Raw genomic sequence first — 16,561 nt, 5'->3', positions numbered from 1 at the left:
ACCGCCATGACCCCCCAGCCAGACGCCGACCGTCCCGGCGACGCCACCCCCCACCCTCCCGAGCACCCCGGGCACGTCCGGACCGGCACCGTCGAGGAGGCCCTCGACGCGATCCGTGCCGGGCGTCCCGTCCTGGTCGCCGACTCCCCGGACCGCGAGAACGAGGCCGACGTGGTCTTCGCGGCCGGGACCGTGACCCCCGAGTGGGTGGCGTGGACCATCCGGCACTCCTCGGGCTACCTGTGCGCACCCATGCCGGCAGCGCGGGCCGACGCCCTGGACCTGCCGCTCATGGTCCCCCACAGCCAGGACCCGCGGCGCACGGCGTACACGGTCACGGTCGACGCCGCCACGGGCGTCACGACAGGGATCTCCGCCGCGGACCGCGCCAGGACCCTGCACGTCCTGGCCGACCCGGCCTCGGGCGCGGTCGACCTCATCCGCCCTGGGCACGTCCTGCCCCTGCGTGCCGTCCCGGGAGGGGTGCTGCACCGTGCCGGGCACACCGAGGCCGCGGTCGACCTGGTGCGCCTGGCCGGGGCGGGCGAGGTCGGGGGCATCGCCGAGCTCGTCAACGACGACGGCACCATGATGCGGCTCGACGACGCGGCCCGGGCGGCCGAGGACGCCGGGCTGGTGCTCATCACGATCGCCGACCTCATCGCGTGGCGCCGCGAGCACGACCCCGCGGTCCCCGAGCAGGACACCCAGCCCACGCTCGTGCCCCGCGTGCAGGCCACGAGCGTGGCCGACCTGCCCACCGCGCACGGCCACTTCCGCGTCCACGGGTACCGCGACCTGCGCACCGGGGCCGAGCACGTGGCCCTCGTGCCCGTCGCCGTCCCGGCGGGAGGAGGCGCCCCCGCCGGCACCGGGCCTGACGGCGCCCCCGTCGCGCCCCTCGTGCGCGTGCACTCCGAGTGCCTGACCGGGGACGCGTTCGGGTCGCTGCGCTGCGACTGCGGCCCCCAGCTCCAGGCGTCCATGGAACGCGTCGCCGCCCAGGGCGGGGCCGTGGTGTACCTGCGCGGGCACGAAGGACGCGGGATCGGCCTGCTCGCCAAGATCGGCGCGTACGAGCTCCAGGACGCCGGGTTCGACACCGTCCAGGCCAACCTCGAGCTCGGCTGGCCCGTCGACCGGCGCGAGTACGGGGCCGCGGCCGCGATCCTGCACGACCTCGGCCTCCACCGCGTCACGCTCCTCACGAACAACCCCGCCAAGGTCACCGGGCTCGCCGCGCACGGCATCGACGTCACCGACGCCCACCGGCTCGAGGTCGGGCACGGCCAGCACAACCACGGCTACCTCATGACGAAGAAGGTCGCCATGGGCCACCTCCTCGACAGCCTCGAGATCACCCCCGACACCACCCCCACCACGAAGGAGAGCGACCGATGAGCGGCGCAGGAGCACCCCAGATCACCGTCGACGGCACCGGGCTGCGGATCACCGTCGTGGCCGCCAGCTGGCACACCGAGGTCATGGACGGCCTCCTCGCGGGCGCCCGCCGGGCGCTCGCGGCCGCGCACGTCTCGCACGTCACCGAGATCCGCGTGCCGGGTTCGTTCGAGCTGCCCGTCGCGGCCGCACGCGCCGCCGAGCACGGCGCGGACGCCGTCGTCGCCCTCGGCGTCGTGATCCGCGGCGGGACCCCGCACTTCGAGTACGTGTGCTCGGCCGCCGCGGCCGGCCTGACGGACGTCTCGGTGCGCACCGGGGTCCCCGTCGGCTTCGGGGTGCTCACGTGCGACGACGAGCAGCAGGCCCTCGACCGGGCCGGGCTGCCCGGCTCCCGGGAGGACAAGGGCGCGGAGGCCGTCGAGGCGGCCATCGCGACGGTCGTGGCGCTACGAGACCTGTGAGTGCTGACGGCCCGACGGCGCGGCGCCCCTCGACGCACACGCACCGAAGGGGCGCCGCGGTCGCCCGGTGACCGGTGGGCGGGACAGGTCCACCCGCCCACCGCCGGGCGACTACCCTGGTCGGGTGAAGACGTTCGAAGGGCTGTTCGCCGAGCTCACCGAGAAGGCCACCACCCGACCCGCCGGTTCCGGCACGGTCGCGGAGCTGGATGCCGGTGTCCATGCGATCGGGAAGAAGATCGTCGAGGAGGCCGCCGAGGTATGGATGGCGGCCGAGTACGAGGGTGACGACAAGACGGCCGAGGAGGTCTCCCAGCTCCTCTACCACGTGCAGGTGCTGCTCCTGGCCAAGGGCCTGACCCTGCAGGACGTGTACAAGCATCTGTGAACCCGGCCAGGTCCGGGTCCAGGGGGAGGCGCACGGAGGCTCAGGCCACCGGGTCGCTTCCCTCACGCATGTCCGTCGTCCGCAGTCGTCCACCGTCCGTCCCTGAGCGCCCGCCGTCGCCGGCGCGCCGACCGGGTGATCGGTCACCCTGACCGCCCCGTCCCCGAACTCCCCTAGAAACGCGAGGACCCCGTGCTCCGCATCGCCGTTCCCAACAAGGGCTCCCTGTCCGAGCCCGCCGTCGACATGCTCCGCGAGGCCGGCTACCGCCAGCGCCGCGACACCCGTGAGCTCGTGCTCGCGGACCCGGACAACGACGTCGAGTTCTTCTTCCTGCGCCCCCGCGACATCGCCGTGTACGTCGGCACCGGCACGGTCGACGCCGGCATCACGGGCCGCGACCTCCTGCTCGACTCGGGCGCCGAGGCCGTCGAGCACATGCAGCTCGGCTTCGCCGGCTCCACGTTCCGCTACGCCGCCCCCGTGGGCACCATCACGTCCCTCGACCAGGTCGAAGGACTGCGCGTGGCCACGTCCTACGAGGTGCTGGTGGAGAACCACCTGCGCACCCACGGCGTCACGGCCTCCGTGGTGCACCTGGACGGCGCGGTCGAGTCCGCGGTCCAGCTCGGCATCGCCGACGTCGTCGCCGACGTCGTGTCCACGGGCACCACCCTGCGCGGGGCAGGCCTCGAGGTCTTCGGCGACCCCATCCTCAAGTCCGAAGCCGTCCTGATCCGCCCGGCCTCCGTGACCGACGACGAGGTCTCCGCCGGCCTGGAGACGCTCACCCGCCGCCTGCTGGGCGTCCTCACGGCCCGCCAGTACGTCCTCATGGACTACGACGTGCCCGCGCACCTCGTCGAGGCCGCGGTCGCCCTCACGCCCGGCCTCGAGTCCCCGACCGTCTCGCCCCTGCACGACCGGGACTGGGCGGCCGTGCGCGCCATGGTGCGCCGGGACCAGACCAACAAGCTCATGGACGCCCTCTACGAGGTCGGGGCACGCGCCATCCTCGTCACCTCGATCCACGCCTGCCGCCTCTGAGCCCTCCTCCAGGGGCGCCCGGGCCCGGACCCGCCCGAGCGGCCCCGCACGCCCCTGGAGCCGGACACAGCACCACGCTGCCCGGGCGCCGCGCATCACCGCGCCGGCACCCGGGCAGCGCCGTCTCCCGGCACGGGCCGACGACCCACGCAGGACAGACAGGGGGAGGATAGGAACGTGAGCAGCAACGTCGCACCCCCCGAACACCTGCCCGGCGACCCCTACGCCCCCTTCCGCCCCCGCTGGGGAACCGCCGTCGCCTACACCGCCGCCCTCGTGATCCTCACCGGATGCACCTTCGTCGCCCTCGTCGCCACCGGACCCGGCACCGACTCCGGCTGGAACAAGGCAGCCACGATCGGCGTCGGCGCCTTCTGCGCCCTCATCCTGTGGCGCCTCGGCCAGGTACGAGCCACCGTCACCCCCGAACACCTCACCGTGCACAACATCGTCTTCACCCGCCGCCTCGACTGGCCCCAGGTCGTCTCCGTGCGCTTCGGCCCCGGCGACCCCTGGGTACGCCTCGACCTGTCGGACGGCAAGGCGCTCGCGGTCATGGGCATACAACGTGCGGACGGGGCCCGGCGCAGCGAGAGCGAGGCGGCGCGCCTGGCGGCACTCGTCGCGGCCCACGGCGAGGCGCACGAGGACTGACGCGGCGCCGTCGGGCACCGGACCCCGCTCACGCCAGCACCCACCAGGAGCCCGACCCCGCAACGAGAGAGGGCCCTCGGAACCTGGTGGTTCCGGGGGCCCTCACGTCGTGCTCAGCGGTCCTGCTCAGGACCCGTCGGTGCGCTCAGCGCTCGCCGGCGCGGAACCGGGGAGCCTTGCGCTCGGCGCCGCGCTCGCCGCGCTCGTCGTAGCGACCGGCCGGGCCGTGGCCCGAGTGACCACCGGAGTAGCCGCCCGAGCGAGGCGCCGAGCCACCCGCACGCGGGCCACGGGCACCCTGGGGCGCACCCTGGTCCACCTGGATGCGCAAGGACTTGCCCGCGACCCGGGCGCGCGAGATGCGGTCGATCGTGGCGGCGTCGAGCGGCGTGGCGATGTCGACCAGCGAGAAGCTCGGGAAGATGTCGATCTTGCCCAGGTCCTTGCCGTTCAGGCCACCCTCGTTCGTCAGCGCGCCGACGATGCCCGACGGCTGAGCCCCGTGCGTGTGCCCGACGGCGAGACGGTAGCGGGTACCGACGGCGTCACGACGGATGCCGCGCTCCCCGCCACGCCCACCCTCACGAGGGCCACGCGCGTCGCGGTCACCGTAGGGGCGCGACTCGCGCTCACGGCGCGCGTTCTTCGCCTCGGCACGCTGAGCCTCGAAGAGCTCCTGCTCCTCGCGCGCCTTGGGGCCGTCGTCACCGACCGACAGGGCGACCAGGACGGACGCGAGGTCGATCGGGTCGATGCCAGACTCCGCGACGTGCGCCGCGACCAGGTCCCGGTACATCGACAGGCGACCGGCGGCCTGACGCTCGGCGACCTGCCCGAGGATGCGACGAGCCTTGTGCGCGGAGACGTCCGCGGGGGAGGGCACGTCGACCTCCTCGAGGCTCGCGCGGATGGTCTTCTCGATGAACTTCAGGCGGTTGCGCTCGCCCGGGGTCACGAAGCTCAGGGCCTCGCCCGTACGACCGGCACGACCCGTGCGGCCGATGCGGTGCACGTACGCCTCCGGCTCGCCCGGTAGGTCGAAGTTCACGACCAGGCCGATGCGGTCCACGTCCAGACCACGCGCCGCGACGTCGGTCGCGACCAGGACGTCCAGGGCGCCGGAGCGCAGACGCTCGACGATCTTCTCGCGGTCCTTCTGCGCCACGTCACCAGAGATCGTGGCCGCCGAGATGCCGCGCTCGACGAGAGCCGACCCGACCTCCTCGGCCGCGCCACGGGTACGGGTGAACACGATCGCCGCGTCGGCGTCCGAGGTCGCGAGAACACGCACCAGCGCGCCGGTCTTGTGACGGAACGGCACGACCGAGTACGTCTGGCGCACCGACGTGACCGTCGAGGACTGGCGCGTCACCGCGATCTCGACCGGGTCGTTCAGGTGCTGGGCGGCGACCCGACGGATAGGAGCCGGCATCGTCGCGGAGAACAGCGCGACCTGACGCTCCTTGGGAGCCTGTCCGAAGATCTTCTCGACGTCCTCGGCGAAGCCCATGCGCAGCATCTCGTCCGCCTCGTCCAGGACCAGGTAGCGGATGTCGTCGAGCACGAGGCTGCGACGCTCCAGGTGGTCCATCACGCGGCCGGGGGTACCGACGACGATCTGGGCGCCGCGCTGCAGCGCGCGCTGCTGGGGCTGGTACGGGGAACCGCCGTAGACCGCGACGACCTCGATGCCCGGCACGTGCTTGGCGAACGACTCGATGGCCTCGGCCACCTGCATCGCGAGCTCACGGGTCGGGGCGAGGACCAGGCCCTGGACGCGGCCCAGGTTCGGGTCGATCGCGGCGAGCATCGGCAGGCCGAACGCGGCGGTCTTGCCCGTACCGGTCTGGGCCACGCCCGTGATGTCGCGCCCGGAGAGCAACGCGGGGATCGCGCGCTCCTGGATCGCGGAGGGGATCGTGAAGCCAAGGTCCGTCACGGCCTTCAGGATGTTCGAGGGCAGACCCAGGTCTGCGAACGTGGGGCCCGACTGCTCGGCGGGAGCCGGCGTCTGGGCGACCTCGACCTGGTCGAGGGCGTGCGAGGGCGCAGAGGTGTCAAGAGACATGGAGATGTGTTCAACCGTTTCGCTGAGGGTGGGAGTTACGCGTGGTCGCCAAGTCGGCTCTCCACTGGCCGCACTCCCGAACACACACCGGTGACTCGCCCGCGCACAAACAGCGGCGGGCCACACTCACACGAACACGCGGGAACAGCGACGAACTCCAGATTGTGCCGCCAGTCTACGCGACGCCCGCCCCCGAGGGGGAACGAGCGCCCGGTGACGTCGAGCACAGAGGCCTCGCAGCCCCGCCTGCCTCCGACGCGCGGAACTGAACGCCCCGGCGCCCAGCTCCCCACCGCACCTGTCGCGCACGCCACCCACCGTCCATACCGTGCGAACCGGAAGAACCGGCCACAACGCCCCGCCGGGACCACGAAATGCCAGCGCCCCGCACCCGCCCGGCCCTAGGATGGCCCACCGTAGGATGAAGACAGCAACAGGACGCGCGAGACGCACGGAGCAACGGACGGTGGGCGTGGCAGCAGATCAAGAGGTCAGCTCACGCATCCTCACGATCCCCAACGTCATCAGCCTGCTCCGGCTCGCCCTCGTCCCCGTCTTCGCTGTCCTCATCGTCCGCGGCAACGACGAATGGGCGCTCGCGGTCCTCGCGATCTCCGGAGCCTCCGACTGGCTCGACGGCATCCTCGCCCGACGCCTCAACCAGGTCACCAAGCTCGGCCAGATGCTCGACCCGGCGGCCGACCGGCTCTTCATCCTGGTCACCCTCGTCGGCCTCGCCTGGAGAGACGTCGTCCCCCTCTGGGTCCTCGTCGTGATCCTGCTCCGCGACGTCACCCTCCTGTGCCTCCTGCCCGTCCTCACCCGCCACGGGTACGGCCCGCTCCCCGTGAGCTTCGTCGGCAAGGCGGCGACCTTCGCGCTCCTCTACGCCTTTCCGCTCCTCCTGCTGGCCGAGGCCCCCGGCGCCCTGGGTGCGACCGCCTCCATCATCGGCTGGGCCTTCACCGGATGGGGCATCGGCCTCTACTGGCTCGCGGGCGTCCAGTACATCCGCCAGACCCGTCAGCTCGTCGCACCCCGCACCGACCCCCAGGAGACGGCCGCAGGATGACCTCCGCCCCCCGCAACGACGCGCACGGTTCCCGACACGGGAAGCCGGCCCTCGACGCGTCCATGACCCTCCTCACCGAGGTCATGGACCGCCCGCTCGACGCCGGATACGCCGAGGCCGCCGCACGACGCGCGGCAGGGGACGAACCACCCCGCAAGACCCGCACCTGGATCCTCGTCGCCGCGCTCGCGATCCTGCTGGGGTTCGTGACGGCCGCAGCGACGATCGATCTGCGCGCGCCTCAGGGTGCCGCGATCGAGGCGCGCAAGGTGCTCGAGAAGGAGATCGTGAGCCGGCGAGACGACGTCGACGCGCTGTCCGCGCAGGCCACCGCCCTCAGCGAGGAGATCGAGACCCTGCAGACGGACGCCCTCGCCGACGTCGACCCCCTCCTGCTGGAGACGCTCCAGACCGACGGCGTCTCCAACGGGTCGATCGCGGTCACCGGTCCGGGGCTCGTGATCACGCTCAACGACGCCGCGGAGGGGGTGGGCGCGGACGACCAGTCCCACAACAAGAAGGTGCAGGACGGTGACCTGCAGCGCGTGGTGAACTCGCTCTGGGCCTCCGGCGCGGAGGCCATCGCGATCAACGGGCAGCGCCTCACGCCCCTCAGTGCCGTCCGGAGCGCGGGCGAGGCGATCCTCGTGGACCTCCAGCCCTTGATCGCCCCTTACCGGGTCGAGGCGATCGGGGACCCAGCCACGCTCGAGACCGAGTTCGCCCGCTCGGCGGCCCCCGGGTACCTGAGCACCATCAGCTCGACGTGGGGGATCCAGTACAGCCGGATCGCACAGAGCAAGCTCTCGTTGCCGGGCAACGGGATCCAACGTCTGTTCTACGCGCACGCCGTAGACTCCACGGCAGCCACAGGTGACGAGCCTGAGGCGCCGACCGGGGAGGACGGCGCGTCGACGGGGGAGACGGAGAGCCCCGCGTCGACGACCGGTCCCACCGGAGCCGACAGTTCACTCGCAGGGCAGGAGAGCACGGAATGATCGCAGTCGTCGGACTGGTCCTCGGAGTCGTGGCGGGGCTCGTGCTCCAACCCACTGTCCCCGTCGCCCTGCAGCCCTACCTGCCCATCGCGGTCGTCGCGGCGCTCGATGCGCTCTTCGGCGGTCTGCGCGCCATGCTCGACGGGCTCTTCAACGACAAGGTCTTCCTCGTCTCGTTCCTCTCGAACGTGGTCGTCGCGGCCCTTATCGTGTTCCTCGGAGACCAGCTCGGAGTGGGCACGCAGCTCTCGACGGGCGTCGTCGTCGTCCTCGGGATCCGCATCTTCTCCAACGCCGCCGCCATTCGTCGGCACCTGTTCAAGGCCTAGGGGGCGCGATGACGACGGATTCGACCCCCAGCGGTCCCGCGGACCCCGAGAACCCCGAAGCGGCTCCACCCCACGAGGCCGACGTCGCCGCCGGGGAGACGGAGCGTCTCGACGAGGACGCCGCAGTGCCGCCCGGACTCCCCGCCGACGCGGACGAGACCTCTCCCGGCGAGCCGCGCGAGCCCGACGCCGTCGACGCCGTGGCCGAGGTTCCCGGCACACCCAATGCTGCGCAGCCCGACGCACCTCCTGCGCCCGTCGTCCCTCCGGTGGATCCCGCTGAGCACGACGACGCCGGCGACGCCGCTCCTGGGGCGGGACGCGCAGAGGGCACGCCGGACGGCAGACCGTCGACCGTCGGCTCGACGGTCGAGACGCCCGAGGCACGCGAGACGGACGACATGGCGTCCGTCCCGGCACCCGTCACGGCCGGCAGCGGTCACAGCCGGACCGAGTCCGACGTGCCGCGGGACGTCGCCGACCAGCCCGGCGACGGCGGCGAGCCTGCGACGGTGGACGCGTCAGCGCCGGGCGCACTCCCGACCGAGGGCCAGACGCAAGGCGCACCCACGGTCACGGACGTCGGTCTCGGTGCGGATGCCGGAACCGAGCCCCCTGCCCCTTCCCCGACCGCGACGTCTCCGCTCTCGGACCCGGACCGGCCGCACGGGCGCCATGAGGCGACGGGAGGCTCTCCCACCGTCCCCGCGGGGGCGGGCACCGGCTCCTCGGGCGGCTGGGCGAAGCTCGGTCGTGCCATGAGGCCGACGGTGACCCGTTCCCAGCTCCTCGCCGGTCTCCTGTGCGCCCTGCTCGGGTTCGCGCTGGCCGTGCAGGTGAGCCAGACGCAGGAGCAGCAGCTCTCGTCGCTGCGTCAGAGCGACCTGGTCCGCCTCCTGGACGACGTCACCCAACGCGCGAACGATCTCGAGTCCCGCGTGCAGGGGCTCCAGGACACTCGCGACGAGCTGAGCTCGGGGTCAGGACAGCAGCGCGCGGCCCTCGAGCTCGCGCAACGTCAGTCGCAGACGCAGGGGATCCTCTCGGGTCGGCTGCCCGCAGAGGGGCCGGGGATCACCCTGACGATCACCGAGACCGACCAGCGGATCCCCGCGAGCAAGCTCTTCAACATCCTCGAGGAGCTCCGCAACGCCGGCGTGGAGGTCGTCGAGGTCAACGGGATCCGCCTGGTCACGAGCAGCTACTTCGAGGAGACGAGCCGGGGGATGGTGGTCGACGGGCAGAGGATCTCGTCCCCCTACCAGTGGCAGGCCATCGGCGACCCGTCGACTCTCGAGACCGCGCTCGAGATTCCCGGCGGTGCGATGTCGTCGGTCCGCAACGAGGGCGCGAATCCGAAGATCACCCAGGAGGACCTGATCACGATCTCGTCGACGCGGGAGCCGGAGGCCCCCGAGTTCGCGACGCCCGTGCCCGCGGAGGGCGGAAACTGACCCCTCGGGGCTCGTGACGTGGGCGGATACTTTTCTCCGAGCCACCCGGCGGGGTAGGTTGGACGGGTTGGACGGGTATTGCCCGCATCCCCGACCCTCCTGAGGGCGCGGGAGATCGTGCAGCACCTTTCCGTCCCAACGCATTTTGCTCTGAATGCGTCAAGAACTCCCGAGGAGGCGAGATGACCACTCCAGGTGAATCTGCGGAGCCACGCCGGGGAGGCAGCGACACGACCGTCACGTTCGGGCGGATCGAGCTGCCGATCGAAGAGGGTACGCAGCCCGGTGGTCTGACCGCCGAGGAACAGGCCGCGATCTCGGCGCTGCCGCGACACTCGGCGCTGCTCGTGATGCAGCGTGGTCCCTCGGTCGGCTCGCGCTTCCTCCTCGACGCCGAGCGGACCGTCGCGGGCCGGAGCGAGCACGCGGACATCTTCCTCGACGACGTCACGGTCTCTCGCAAGCACGCGGAGTTCGTCCGGGACAACGATCAGTTCGTCGTGCGTGACATCGGCTCGCTCAACGGGACCTATGTCAACCGCAACCGCGTGGACGCCGTGGCCCTGGTCACCGGGGACGAGGTGCAGATCGGCAAGTACCGCCTCACCTTCTACACGAGCCCGGTCCTCGGGCAGACCGTGGGGTCGGCGGAAGGTGCGGCAGAGCACCCGTGAACCAGCCGGCACGCTCCCCGTGGGGGCACGAGAACCGGTTCGACGGCACAGGTGCGCTGACCGCACGATCGACCGACGAGGACGACGTCGAGCAGTCCGCTGAACCCTGGCCTCAGGGCATCTCGCGGCGCGCGACGATGCGCATCTCGGACGTCCTGCGTGCCTTGCGCACGGAGTTCCCCAGCGTGAGCCACTCGAAGCTCAGGTTCCTCGAGGAGCAGGGGCTCATCGACCCCGAGCGGACGCCGTCGGGGTACCGGCAGTACTCCCCGGCGGACGTCGAGAGGCTGCGGTACGTCCTGCTCGAGCAGCGCGACCGATACCTCCCGCTCAAGGTCATCAAGGAGAACCTCGCGGCGCTCGACGCGGGCGAGGTGGTCGAGAACCCGGCCCTCCGGCTGGCTGCGAGCGACGGCGAGACCGAGACCACGACGGTTCGGCAGCGGTACACCGTCGAGTCGCTCGCGAGCGCTGCAGGGGTGGACGTCTCGCTGGTCGAGGGGCTGATCTCGGCCGGCGTCCTTCGGCAGGCGCCGGGCGGACAGCTCGACGCGTGGTCCCTCGAGGTCGTCCAGCTCGCGGCAGCGCTCGGCGAGTACGGGATCGAGCCGCGCCACCTCCGCCTGCTGCGCACGTCGGCGGACCGCCACGTGGGCCTGGTCGAGCAGGTCGTCGCCCCGTGGCGCAGCCAGCAGTCCTCGTCGGCGCGCGCCCATGCGGGAGCCCTCGCCGGTGAGGTCGGGGAGCTCTTCGCGAAGCTGCACACCGTGTGGCTCCGCCAGGGCGTGGGAGACCTCACGAGCTGAGTCGCGCCCGCGCTTCCTTGGATGCCTCGGCCCTGCGGACAGGTGGTTCGGGACCCTGCGTGCGCCTCCTCCTGACGGACGGCGCCCGCCGTCGTACGGTGGACGGGTGAGCAACGAGGTGCCGATGGTCCCGGTCGAGGTCCTCGGCGTGCGCCAGCAGCAGGGGGCCGGGCAGGAGATCGTCGTGCTGCTCCTCGATCCCGCAGCCGAGCTGGTCGTCCCGATCATCATCGGCCCTCGTGAGGCGAGCGCGATCGCGATGGCTCAGGCGCACCTGACGGCCCCCCGCCCGATGACGCACGACCTGCTCCGGGACGTCCTCGAAGCGGTGCACGTGGGCCTGCTGCGGGTCGAGATCGTGGCACTGGACGACGGGATCTTCTTCGCCGAGATGGTCCTGAGCACCGGGGTCCGGGTCGATGCCAGGGCGTCGGACGCGATCGCCGTGGCTGTGCGCACGGACAGTCCCGTCATGTGCTCGGCGGAGATCATCGCCCTCGCAGGGGTGGAGATCGTCGACCCCGAGCAGCAGCGGGAGGTGGCAGAGTTTCGCGACTTCCTCGAGCATGTCTCGCCCGAGGACTTCGGACCTCCGGAACCCGGTGAGGGGCCGGGGGAGCGGTAGACGTACGGCCGAGCGTCGAGCCGGTGCAGCCGTGTGGACGCAGGTGGTGTGCCCGCCGGCAACGAGAACAAAGGGATCATCTCCGACTAAACTAGGACAAGTGGTCGGCCGCCGTCGTCAGTGGGGCCTCAGGGGACGACGGCGGGTGGTTCACGCGACACGCTCACCCTCTCGAGGTCCCGGTCGTTGACGCTCCCCGGCCCCGGGCCTAGCGTGGAGTCCACATCATCCTTGGAGGCACAGTGAACAGCAGCGGCAGAGCTGGAGCGGAGCCGGGGGCTCCTGCTTCCCACGCGGCCCAGGGACTGCTGTTCGGCGAGGACATCACCGAGCACGACACCACCACCGGCTACCGTGGTCCGACGGCGTGCCGCGTCGCGGGCATCACCTACCGGCAGCTGGACTACTGGGCCCGTACCGGCCTCGTCGAGCCGACCGTCCGCTCCGCCTCCGGCTCGGGGACGCACCGGCTCTACGGCTTCCGGGACATCCTCGTCCTCAAGATCGTCAAGCGACTGCTCGACACAGGGGTCTCCCTGCAGCAGATCCGCACCGCGGTCGAGCACCTGCGTGAGCGCGGCGTGAACGACCTCGCGCAGATCACGCTCATGAGCGACGGCGCGAGCGTGTACGAGTGCACGTCCCCGGACGAGGTCGTCGACCTGGTCCAGGGGGGACAGGGAGTGTTCGGCATCGCGGTCGGCCGTGTCTGGCGCGAGGTCGAGGGGACGCTGAGCGACATGCCGGCCGAGTCCCTGGGCGACGACGAGACCCCGGGAGTCCCGACCGAGGACGAGCTCGAGCTTCGCCGTCGGGCACGAAGCGCAGGCTGACGCACCCCCGCCGCAGAGGCACCCGAGACCCCAGGACCCCGCCCTCGGCGGGGTCTTCTCCTGTCCGGGCTCGAGGCCGGCCGGCCCGTGGCGATGAGCACCTTTTCTCCCGCTCGCCCCCTTCCGGTGACGTCCTGCGCGGGTGGCCGTGCGAAGATCGCCTCTGGACGTCCCCGGCTCGCGCCGGAGCGGCGCCCGTGACGAACGGGTGCGTGGACCTCTTCTCGCGAGTGTCCCGTGCCCGACCCACGATGACGGATGGGGTACTTGGTGTTCTCGAAAGTTCTGGTCGCCAACCGCGCGGAGATCGCGGTTCGAGCGTTTCGCGCGGCGTACGAGCTCGGCTCCCGGACGGTGGCCGTCTTCCCCTACGAGGATCGGAACTCCGAGCATCGTCTGAAGGCGGACGAGGCGTACCGGATCGGTGAGGAGGGCCACCCGGTCCGCGCCTACCTCGACATCGAGGAGATCGTGCGCGTCGCCAAGGACTCCGGCGCCGACGCGATCTACCCCGGCTACGGCTTCCTGTCCGAGAACCCGGACCTCGCCCGGGCCTGCCAGCAGGCGGGCATCGCGTTCGTCGGACCGCCCCCGGAGGTGCTCGAGCTCGCCGGCAACAAGGTGCGCGCGCTCAAGGCGGCCAAGGAAGCGGGTATCCCGGTCCTGGCATCGAGCGAGCCCTCTGCCGACATCGACGAGCTCATCGCCGCCGCGGACGAGATCGGCTTCCCGATCTTCGCCAAGGCCGTCGCCGGGGGCGGCGGGCGCGGTATGCGCCGCGTCGACCGGCGTGAGGACCTGCCCGAAGCCCTGGCCGCCGCGATGCGCGAGGCCGACGGCGCGTTCGGCGACCCGACCATGTTCCTCGAGCAGGCCGTGCTGCGCCCGCGCCACATCGAGGTGCAGATCCTCGCCGACGGCCAGGGCAACGTCGTCCACCTGTACGAGCGCGACTGCTCGGTCCAGCGGCGTCACCAGAAGGTCATCGAGATCGCCCCGGCGCCGAACCTGGATCCGGCGGTCCGCGACGCCCTGTGTGCCGACGCGGTGAAGTTCGCCCGGTCCATCGGGTACCAGAACGCGGGGACGGTCGAGTTCCTCCTGGACACCGTGGGGGAGCGGGCCGGTCAGCACGTGTTCATCGAGATGAACCCGCGCATCCAGGTCGAGCACACCGTGACCGAGGAGGTCACGGACATCGACCTCGTGTCGTCGCAGATGCGCATCGCGGCGGGGGAGACCCTGGAGGATCTGGGGATCCGTCAGGAGGACGTGCACGTCAACGGTGCGGCGCTCCAGTCCCGCATCACGACCGAGGACCCGTCCAACGGGTTCCGGCCCGACACGGGCCGCATCGTGGCCTACCGCTCGCCCGGGGGTGCCGGCGTCCGCCTCGACGGCGCGACCGCGACCGCCGGGTCGGAGATCTCGGGCCACTTCGACTCGATGCTCGTCAAGCTCACGTGCCGTGGGCGCGACTACCCGACGGCCGTGCGCCGCGCCCGGCGCGCCCTGGCGGAGTTCCGCATCCGTGGCATCCGGACGAACATCCCGTTCCTGCAGGCGGTCCTCTCGGACACCGAGTTCATCGCAGGGAACCTGTCGACGTCGTTCATCGACGAGCGCCCCGAGCTGCTCGCCGCACGCGAGAGCGCCGACCGTGGCACCAGGCTCCTGAGCTACCTGGGCGACGTGACCGTCAACCGACCGCACGGGCCGGGCACGGGCGCGATCGACCCGGCCGTCAAGCTCCCCGCCCTCGACCTGTCGGTGGCGCCGGTCCCCGGCAGCCGCCAGCAGCTGCTCGAGCTGGGACCCGAGGGGTTCGCCCACGCGCTGCGTGCGGAGACCACGGTCAAGGTCACCGACACCACGTTCCGCGACGCCCACCAGTCCCTGCTGGCCACCCGGGTCCGTACGCACGACCTGCTCGCGGTCGCCCCGTACGTCGCTCGCCTGACGCCGCAGCTGCTCTCGGTCGAGGCCTGGGGCGGAGCGACGTACGACGTCGCGCTGCGCTTCCTCGGCGAGGACCCCTGGGCGCGTCTGGCAGCGCTGCGCGAGGCGATGCCCAACGTCGCCCTCCAGATGCTGCTCCGCGGTCGCAACACGGTGGGCTACACGCCGTACCCGACCGAGGTCACCGAGGCGTTCGTCCGCGAGGCGGCCGCCACGGGCGTCGACATCTTCCGGATCTTCGACGCCCTCAACGACGTCGAGCAGATGCGCCCGGCGATCGACGCGGTCCGTGCGACCGGCACCGCGGTCGCCGAGGTCGCGCTGTGCTACACGGGCAACCTTCTGGACCCGGCCGAGTCCCTGTACACGCTCGACTACTACCTCGAGCTCGCCGACCGCATCGTCGACGCCGGCGCACACGTGCTGGCGATCAAGGACATGGCTGGACTGCTGCGCCCTGCTGCGGCGGCACGTCTGGTCACGGCGCTGCGCGAGCGGTTCGACCTGCCCGTCCACCTGCACACGCATGACACGTCGGGCGGGCAGATGGCCACGCTCATGGCTGCCGTGGCCGCTGGTGTCGACGCGGTCGACGTCGCGAGCGCGGCGATGGCGGGCACCACGAGCCAGCCGGCGATGTCCGCACTCGTCGCGGGCCTCGAGCACACCGAGCGTGACACGGGTCTGTCGCTGCGCGCCGTGTGCGACCTGGAGCCGTACTGGGAGGCCGTGCGCCGCCTCTACGCTCCGTTCGAGTCGGGGCTCTCGAGCCCGACGGGTCGCGTCTACGAGCACGAGATCCCGGGCGGGCAGCTCTCCAACCTGCGCCAGCAGGCCATCGCGCTCGGACTGGGCGACCGGTTCGAGCAGATCGAGGCCACGTATGCCGCGGCCGACCGCATCCTCGGTCGCCTCGTGAAGGTGACCCCGTCGTCGAAGGTCGTGGGTGACCTGGCGCTGCAGCTCGTGGCCCGTGGCGCGGACCCTGCGGACTTCGCCGAGAACCCCCAGGACTACGACATCCCCGACTCGGTCATCGCGTTCCTGGGCGGGGAGCTCGGGGACCCGCCCGGTGGGTGGCCCGAGCCCTTCCGCAGCAAGGCACTCGCGGGGCGCGTCGTGCGCACCCCCGTGACGCCGCTCAGCGAGGAGGATCAGGCGGACCTCGACGGCGACTCGGCCGCTCGCCGCAACCGCCTCAACCACCTGCTGTTCGCCGGCCCGACCAAGGACTACGAGACGACGCGCGCGGCGTTCGGCGACGTGTCCGTCCTGGGCACCCAGGCCTACCTCTACGGGCTCACGCCCGGCCAGGAGGTCGAGGTCTCGCTCGAGCGTGGCGTCAAGCTCCTCGTGGGCCTCGAGGCCGTGGGTGTGCCCGACGAGCGAGGCATGCGCACCGTCATGTTCACCCTCAACGGTCAGCTGCGTCCGCTCCAGGTGCGGGACCGTTCGATCGAGGTCGACGCGTCGCTCGCGGAGAAGGCCGACCCTGCCGCACCAGGCCAGATCGCCGCTCCCTTCGCAGGTGCCGTGACACCCGTCGTGCACGAGGGCGACGTCGTCGAGGCGGGGCAGACGGTCGCGACGGTCGAGGCCATGAAGATGGAGGCTGCGATCACGACCCCGGTGGGCGGGACCGTGCAGCGCGTCGCGATCGGCGCGGTCCAGCAGCTCGAGGGCGGGGACCTGGTGCTCGTCATCGTGTGACGAACGTGGACCGACGGCAGCCGGCAGCCTGGGGGTACAGCGGTCGGCGGGCCGGGTGGGAGGCGCAGAGCCTCCCACC

15 protein-coding genes are annotated in these 16,561 nt (G+C 71.8%); 14 read left to right on the top strand and 1 reads right to left on the bottom strand.

Features of this window, described 5'->3' with window-relative positions; translation table 11 throughout:
- Positions 1 to 6: 6 nt before the first annotated feature.
- The 5 genes from ribB to ACFRCR_RS03685 all read left to right on the top strand — a co-directional run bounded on the left by ribB (position 7) and on the right by ACFRCR_RS03685 (position 3,954).
- Entirely contained in the window at positions 7 to 1,401 is a 1,395-nt protein-coding gene (ribB, locus tag ACFRCR_RS03705; RefSeq protein WP_377675639.1) for a 3,4-dihydroxy-2-butanone-4-phosphate synthase, read from the top strand.
- Positions 1,398 to 1,865 (top strand): 6,7-dimethyl-8-ribityllumazine synthase, encoded by a 468-nt coding sequence (gene ribH / locus ACFRCR_RS03700; RefSeq protein WP_377675638.1) that lies wholly within the window; start codon positions 1,398 to 1,400, stop codon positions 1,863 to 1,865. The genes ribB and ribH overlap by 4 nt, the downstream gene beginning before the upstream one ends.
- A gap of 124 nt (positions 1,866 to 1,989) precedes the next feature.
- Positions 1,990 to 2,253 carry a phosphoribosyl-ATP diphosphatase gene (locus ACFRCR_RS03695; RefSeq protein ID WP_056651951.1) on the top strand — a complete coding sequence of 88 codons (264 nt, stop codon included), beginning with the start codon at positions 1,990 to 1,992 and terminating at the stop codon, positions 2,251 to 2,253.
- A 192-nt stretch (positions 2,254 to 2,445) separates the two neighbouring features.
- Positions 2,446 to 3,300, top strand: coding sequence for an ATP phosphoribosyltransferase (gene hisG, locus ACFRCR_RS03690; protein ID WP_191796895.1), 855 nt, complete (start codon positions 2,446 to 2,448; stop codon positions 3,298 to 3,300).
- Between the two features lie 177 nt (positions 3,301 to 3,477).
- A complete protein-coding gene (locus tag ACFRCR_RS03685; protein WP_318244190.1) occupies positions 3,478 to 3,954 on the top strand; it encodes a PH domain-containing protein in 477 nt (158 codons plus the stop codon).
- A gap of 145 nt (positions 3,955 to 4,099) precedes the next feature.
- Here the strand turns inward: ACFRCR_RS03685 and ACFRCR_RS03680 are convergent, their stop codons facing one another.
- On the bottom strand, positions 4,100 to 6,022 hold the full coding sequence (locus ACFRCR_RS03680; protein WP_377675637.1) for a DEAD/DEAH box helicase: 1,923 nt from the start codon (positions 6,020 to 6,022) through the stop codon (positions 4,100 to 4,102).
- Between the two features lie 472 nt (positions 6,023 to 6,494).
- On the opposite strand from ACFRCR_RS03680, the gene ACFRCR_RS03675 reads away from it, so the two are divergent.
- The 9 genes from ACFRCR_RS03675 to ACFRCR_RS03635 all read left to right on the top strand — a co-directional run bounded on the left by ACFRCR_RS03675 (position 6,495) and on the right by ACFRCR_RS03635 (position 16,482).
- Positions 6,495 to 7,094, top strand: a complete 600-nt coding sequence (locus tag ACFRCR_RS03675; protein WP_377675636.1) for a CDP-alcohol phosphatidyltransferase family protein — start codon at positions 6,495 to 6,497, stop codon at positions 7,092 to 7,094.
- Positions 7,091 to 8,092 carry a DUF881 domain-containing protein gene (locus ACFRCR_RS03670; protein WP_377675635.1) on the top strand — a complete coding sequence of 334 codons (1,002 nt, stop codon included), beginning with the start codon at positions 7,091 to 7,093 and terminating at the stop codon, positions 8,090 to 8,092. The genes ACFRCR_RS03675 and ACFRCR_RS03670 overlap by 4 nt, the downstream gene beginning before the upstream one ends.
- Complete coding sequence (locus ACFRCR_RS03665; protein WP_030151349.1) at positions 8,089 to 8,421, top strand: small basic family protein; 333 nt, start codon at positions 8,089 to 8,091, stop codon at positions 8,419 to 8,421. The genes ACFRCR_RS03670 and ACFRCR_RS03665 overlap by 4 nt, the downstream gene beginning before the upstream one ends.
- A gap of 8 nt (positions 8,422 to 8,429) precedes the next feature.
- A complete protein-coding gene (locus tag ACFRCR_RS03660) occupies positions 8,430 to 9,875 on the top strand; it encodes a DUF881 domain-containing protein (protein ID WP_377675634.1) in 1,446 nt (481 codons plus the stop codon).
- Between the two features lie 182 nt (positions 9,876 to 10,057).
- A complete protein-coding gene (locus tag ACFRCR_RS03655) occupies positions 10,058 to 10,549 on the top strand; it encodes an FHA domain-containing protein (protein WP_377675633.1) in 492 nt (163 codons plus the stop codon).
- On the top strand, positions 10,546 to 11,355 hold the full coding sequence (locus ACFRCR_RS03650) for a MerR family transcriptional regulator (protein ID WP_377675632.1): 810 nt from the start codon (positions 10,546 to 10,548) through the stop codon (positions 11,353 to 11,355). The genes ACFRCR_RS03655 and ACFRCR_RS03650 overlap by 4 nt, the downstream gene beginning before the upstream one ends.
- A 106-nt stretch (positions 11,356 to 11,461) precedes the next feature.
- On the top strand, positions 11,462 to 11,980 hold the full coding sequence (locus tag ACFRCR_RS03645) for a bifunctional nuclease domain-containing protein (RefSeq protein ID WP_371415754.1): 519 nt from the start codon (positions 11,462 to 11,464) through the stop codon (positions 11,978 to 11,980).
- A gap of 242 nt (positions 11,981 to 12,222) precedes the next feature.
- Positions 12,223 to 12,813: a MerR family transcriptional regulator gene (locus ACFRCR_RS03640; protein WP_377675631.1), complete on the top strand. Its 591-nt coding sequence runs from the start codon at positions 12,223 to 12,225 to the stop codon at positions 12,811 to 12,813.
- A gap of 270 nt (positions 12,814 to 13,083) precedes the next feature.
- Entirely contained in the window at positions 13,084 to 16,482 is a 3,399-nt protein-coding gene (locus ACFRCR_RS03635; RefSeq protein ID WP_377675649.1) for a pyruvate carboxylase, read from the top strand.
- Positions 16,483 to 16,561: the final 79 nt, after the last annotated feature.

The sequence above is a fragment of the Oerskovia sp. NPDC056781 genome (assembly GCF_042789955.1).
Lineage (GTDB): Bacteria > Actinomycetota > Actinomycetes > Actinomycetales > Cellulomonadaceae > Oerskovia > Oerskovia rustica.
This window is presented reverse-complemented; position numbering and strand designations above follow the sequence as displayed.